A 4,550-nucleotide genomic window follows, 5' to 3' on the forward strand; every position below is an offset into this window, starting at 1 on the left:
GTTACAAAATGTGTACGTTTTGAAAAGAAATTTTACTGGACTAAACGATGTTACTGTAAAAAATGCGAATTCTTCCCTCACGGACACGGCGGCTCTTGCGATGATTCATGTGATCATGGTAAAGACTGTCACGATGATGGGCACAAATGGAATGATTGCAAAGGCGGACATAAATTCCCATCTTGCAAAAATAAGAAATTTGATCACTTCTGGTATAAAAAACGTAACTGCTAGTTTTTATACCACCAAAAAAAGGCCGTTTTGCGGCCTTTTTTACATTTATTGAAAGTGACTTATATCTGCAAATTGTTTCACTTTACCAATACCCTCTTCAAATTCTATTATGCTCAAACTAGCACTATGCATAAATGGATCATCCCACACATTTTCTATTTCAATTCCCGCGAAATGCCCTACAAGTAATTTTGCTGCTGCCGCATGAGAAACAATCAATATGCTTTGTCCCTTATGCTTCTCTAAAAGAAGCTGCATCCCTTCAATTACTCTTTCATAAACGGCCTCAAAATTTTCGCCTGATGTTGACTGAAAAAGATGTGGCTCATTCCAAAACAGATGTACTTCTTCTGGAAATTGCTTTTCTATATCCGCGATTGTTTGTCCTTCCCATATACCCATGTTGATTTCATAGAAATGCTCATCCGCTATAATAGGTATATCACGTTCCCCCTTTATTAACTCTGCCGTATGAAGTGTTCTTTCGCTCGGACTACTATAGATCGCATGGATTGGTAAATCTTTCATTCGATTCCCTAATTGTTTCGCCTGAACTATACCATTTTCAGTTAAAGCAGAATTTTTCCGTCCCTGCATTCGCTTCGCTACATTCCACTCTGTTTCACCATGCCTTGTTACATATATAGTTGTTTTCATTTCTTACTCCCCCTCACCATGTTGGTCGTAATTCCCACGGTTCAACTCTCCCTACAATCCACTCCGCTCGTTTACTTTCAATCCCTTTTATAACTCCATCAGCTATCTCTTCATGAGTAAGCCATCTTCCATATGTATCTTCTAAAATAAAACCTAAAATAATTCTATGATAAATACATCGCGTACTCCCTATTTTTTGTGCAGGCATACGTGATGCTTTACTACCTAAAATATGAAATAAACTATATGTTTTAGACGACAAATCTAGTTCTTTACAAATATTTGATAGTGCATGCTTTGCACTTGTGTGTACCCATGCAACAACTAATGTGATCGGACCATTTTTCTTAATTGTACTTTTAATAGCTAGCTTTACATCTTCATCATTATGATAATCTAACGAAAGGCATGTAATATTTTCTGGTGCAGAACTCATTCGCTTAACATTTTCTAATTTCACTTCATCTCGCCCGATAATAGAAACATAAAATCCTTTCTCACAAAGCCACATAGAAACTTTCTTTAGCATTCCTGTTCCACCAATTACAAGTGCATGCAAATGCTATCCCTCCCTAATAAAATGTCATATGAGGTTTCTCATCTCTATAATAATTTAAACGGTCTTGCAGTGTCCCTGAGTGAAACTCAAATTTATGACCGTCAGGATCAACAAAGTATATAGATTCGCAATCTCTTACATCACGTTCTCTTCCTTGTAAAATATGAACATCATTTTCTTCTAATCGCTGTATTAGACATTTAAAGTCTTCTTGTTCAACAGAAAATGCAATGTGCGTATAAGATTGATGAATCTCATTTCTCGGAATATGCGTCTCTTCATTAAGCGCTATCCATACTCCACATATGTTAAAATAAGCTAATTTTCTTCCTTTAACTAGTAATTCTCCTTCTAATACTTTTTCATAAAACATAATAGAGTTTTCTAAATTAGATACCGAAAAACAAATGTGATTGATTCCCCTTAACAACTATAATTCCTCCTTATACAAATAAAAGATGAGCGAAAATTCACTCATCTTTTATTATACTATTTTTTTGTAATATATGCCCATTTATAACTGAAGTCCCCGCCAAACGTATGGTTAGCAATGCCTTTTACAAATGGCTTCTCTAAATAAGCTGTACTTTGTTGGTACGTAGGAGAAATTGCTGCGTCTTGACCAATTAAGATTTTTTCAGCTTCCGCAAGTGCATTCCAGCGTGCTTTATCATCTTTTAATAGCTCTCCTTTTGATTTCGCTACTAAATCATCATACTTCGGATTAGAATAATCCATTTCATTAAATGAGCTTCCAGTAACAAACATATCAATATAAGTCATTGGATCCGGATAATCAGGGCTCCATGCAGATAATGAGAATTCATATTGGAATTTCTTTTCTAAATCTAGCTTCTGCTTGTATGGTTGCTGTTTCAAATTCACTTTAATACCAGGCAAGTTTTTCTCTAGTTCTTCTTTAATAAAGTCGCCTACTTTTTTACGGCTACCGTTATCATCGTTTAGTAATTCAACCGTAATTGTATCTTGACCAAGCTCTTTCTTCGCTTCTTCCCATAATTTTTTTGCTTTCTCTGCATTATCTTTACTATCACGGAAGTTTTTATTTACAGAGCGGAAGTCTTTTCCATCCGGACCTGTCGTGAATTTTTCAGGTACTAAGAAATATGCTGGCAATGAACCGTCATTTAAAATGACATCAGCAATTCCTTTTTTATCATATGCCAAATCAATTGCTTCACGTACTTTTTGGTTTTTAAATGTTGCATTTTTTTGGTTAAAACGCAAGAAATATATGCGTGGATCTAACTTCGTTTTAAATTCATCTGGTTTATTCTTTTTATATTTATCAACAAATTCAGAAGTTAAAATAACTCGATCTGCTTGATCACTATCATATAAATTTACTCCCGTGCTTGTTTCCTTCACAATACTTACATTAATTTCGTCTAACTTTACAGTATCTTTATCCCAATAATTAGGATTTTTCTTTAACTGATAATTTTGTTCATGTTTCCATTGACTCATTGTAAATGGTCCATTATATAATAATTTATCTGCTTCTAATCCGTATTTATCTCCTTGCTCTTTCACATATTTTTCATTTAATGGGAAAAATGTAGGGAATGACGTAAGTTCAAGAAAATAAGGTGCTGGTTGCTCTAATTCTACTACCAACGTTTTATCATCCTTCGCTTTAACACCCAATTGATCTGATGGTAATTCTCCTTTATTTACTTTCTGTGCATTTTTCACATCAAATAAAATAAATGCATATTCTGCCGCTATTGCTTTATCTAATGTACGTTGCCATGCATATACAAAATCTTGTGCTCGAACTGGATCACCATTTGACCATTTCGCATCACGTAATTCAAATGTATATGTCTTTTTATCTTCACTAATCTTCACATCTTTTGCCATGCCTGGTGTTGGTTTATTATCTTTATCTAGACGATATAAACCTTCCATTGCATTTACAAATACACGGAAAGATACAGAATCCGTTGATTTAGATGTATCCATTGAAGGAATTTCAGCTGTTTCTAGCAAATTTAAAACTTGTTTATCGGCCATTCCCTTATTCGATTCTTTCTTCGTTGTCGAAGCCTTCTCACCATTCCCACATCCTGCAACCAATACACTCGTCGTTAACGCAAGTGCAGCAATTGTTGTTGTCTTTCTCTTCATTCTTCCTTCCCCCAATCTATATGTATAAGTTAAATCCTATATAATATATTTTATTATACAAAAGATTCTGATTATTTTAAATATTTATTTTAACAAACATAGAAAAAAGCGGTCAGAAATTTCTTTCCAGCCGCTTCCTTGAATAGCATTTACTTGTAATCCATCCTCTATATCAAATGGATTTTGAACTTTAAATATTTCTTCCATCAGCTTCAAAAACTCTTCTTCAGTTTTAGATTCACCATTAACCATAAGTGAGTATGGTTCCACTTCACCTAATTTATAATCGACAACAAATTGAATCTTCACCTTTTGTCTTGGCGTTCCGGTGTTATATCCTTGGAATTCTACTAATTCTAACCCTTCCGTTCCACGATAATATATCCAACCTGAATTTTGAAAATAATTTTCGAAAGATTCACCTATTGAAAAGAAAGGATATTCATAAAGCGAGCTTGTACGAACCTTTTGAATAACGTCTCGATCAGTCGGAAAAAAGAAATGACTAAAAAATATGCTAGCAACTGCTAAAATAGTAACAATTGTCGCTCCCATTTTGCTCGTTCCGCCGCTATCATTGATTAGATAGTTTTCAACTGATTTATCTTTTATTTCTCTTGCTTTTATTCGGTATATACGTCTTTCCGCAAATTGATAGTATAATCCATTTGCAAAAATCCCCATTCCAAACAGAATAAAAATGAGTAATAAAAACGTAAGAGGTACCATATTAATGATTGGCAACGCTACATTAAATCCCATATAATACGAAAATGCATCACACGCTACTAATAACAACATAAATAAAGCAGCTGGTACATAATACTTACGATATCCTAGCCAGCCTATATTGAAAATAGCAGCCCAACCATTCCAACTCCACCTAGCAATCCGCTTATTCTCAAGTTCCCATTTCCTTTTGTAATACGGATATTGTCTCCCTACATAT

General features: G+C 34.3%; 5 protein-coding genes and 1 pseudogene. 1 reads left to right on the forward strand and 5 read right to left on the reverse strand.

What is annotated here, in order from left to right; genetic code table 11:
- Positions 1–234, forward strand: a pseudogene (exsB, locus tag MR167_RS30520) (exosporium protein ExsB); the annotation flags it as partial.
- A 45-nt stretch (positions 235–279) separates the two neighbouring features.
- Here exsB and MR167_RS30525 read toward each other — a convergent pair.
- The 5 genes from MR167_RS30525 to MR167_RS30545 form a co-directional block, all read right to left on the reverse strand.
- Complete coding sequence (locus tag MR167_RS30525; protein ID WP_000858828.1) at positions 280–891, reverse strand: phosphoserine phosphatase 1; 612 nt, start codon at positions 889–891, stop codon at positions 280–282.
- 13 nt (positions 892–904) lie between these two features.
- The gene (locus tag MR167_RS30530; RefSeq protein ID WP_000543118.1) at positions 905–1,450 is read right to left on the reverse strand and encodes a short-chain dehydrogenase; all 546 of its coding nucleotides are present in this window, start codon (positions 1,448–1,450) and stop codon (positions 905–907) included.
- 13 nt (positions 1,451–1,463) lie between these two features.
- On the reverse strand, positions 1,464–1,880 hold the full coding sequence (gene fosB, locus MR167_RS30535) for a FosBx1 family fosfomycin resistance bacillithiol transferase (RefSeq protein ID WP_000943769.1): 417 nt from the start codon (positions 1,878–1,880) through the stop codon (positions 1,464–1,466).
- Positions 1,881–1,939: 59 nt separating this feature from the next.
- Positions 1,940–3,601, reverse strand: a complete 1,662-nt coding sequence (locus MR167_RS30540; protein WP_061667472.1) for a peptide ABC transporter substrate-binding protein — start codon at positions 3,599–3,601, stop codon at positions 1,940–1,942.
- An 84-nt stretch (positions 3,602–3,685) separates the two neighbouring features.
- Positions 3,686–4,550 (reverse strand): DUF2628 domain-containing protein (locus MR167_RS30545; RefSeq protein WP_242316174.1); only part of this gene is annotated, 865 nt, incomplete at its 5' end.

Origin of the sequence: Bacillus cereus group sp. BfR-BA-01355 (genome assembly GCF_022663675.1) — a bacterium.
GTDB classification, from domain to species: Bacteria; Bacillota; Bacilli; order Bacillales; family Bacillaceae_G; genus Bacillus_A; species Bacillus_A thuringiensis_S.

Excerpts from the sequence above, each read along its gene's own strand:
- MR167_RS30540 (WP_061667472.1), bottom strand. The coding sequence starts at position 3,601 with ATGAAGAGAAAGACAACAACAATTGCTGCACTTGCGTTAACGACGAGT.
- MR167_RS30525 (WP_000858828.1), bottom strand. The coding sequence starts at position 891 with ATGAAAACAACTATATATGTAACAAGGCATGGTGAAACAGAGTGGAAT.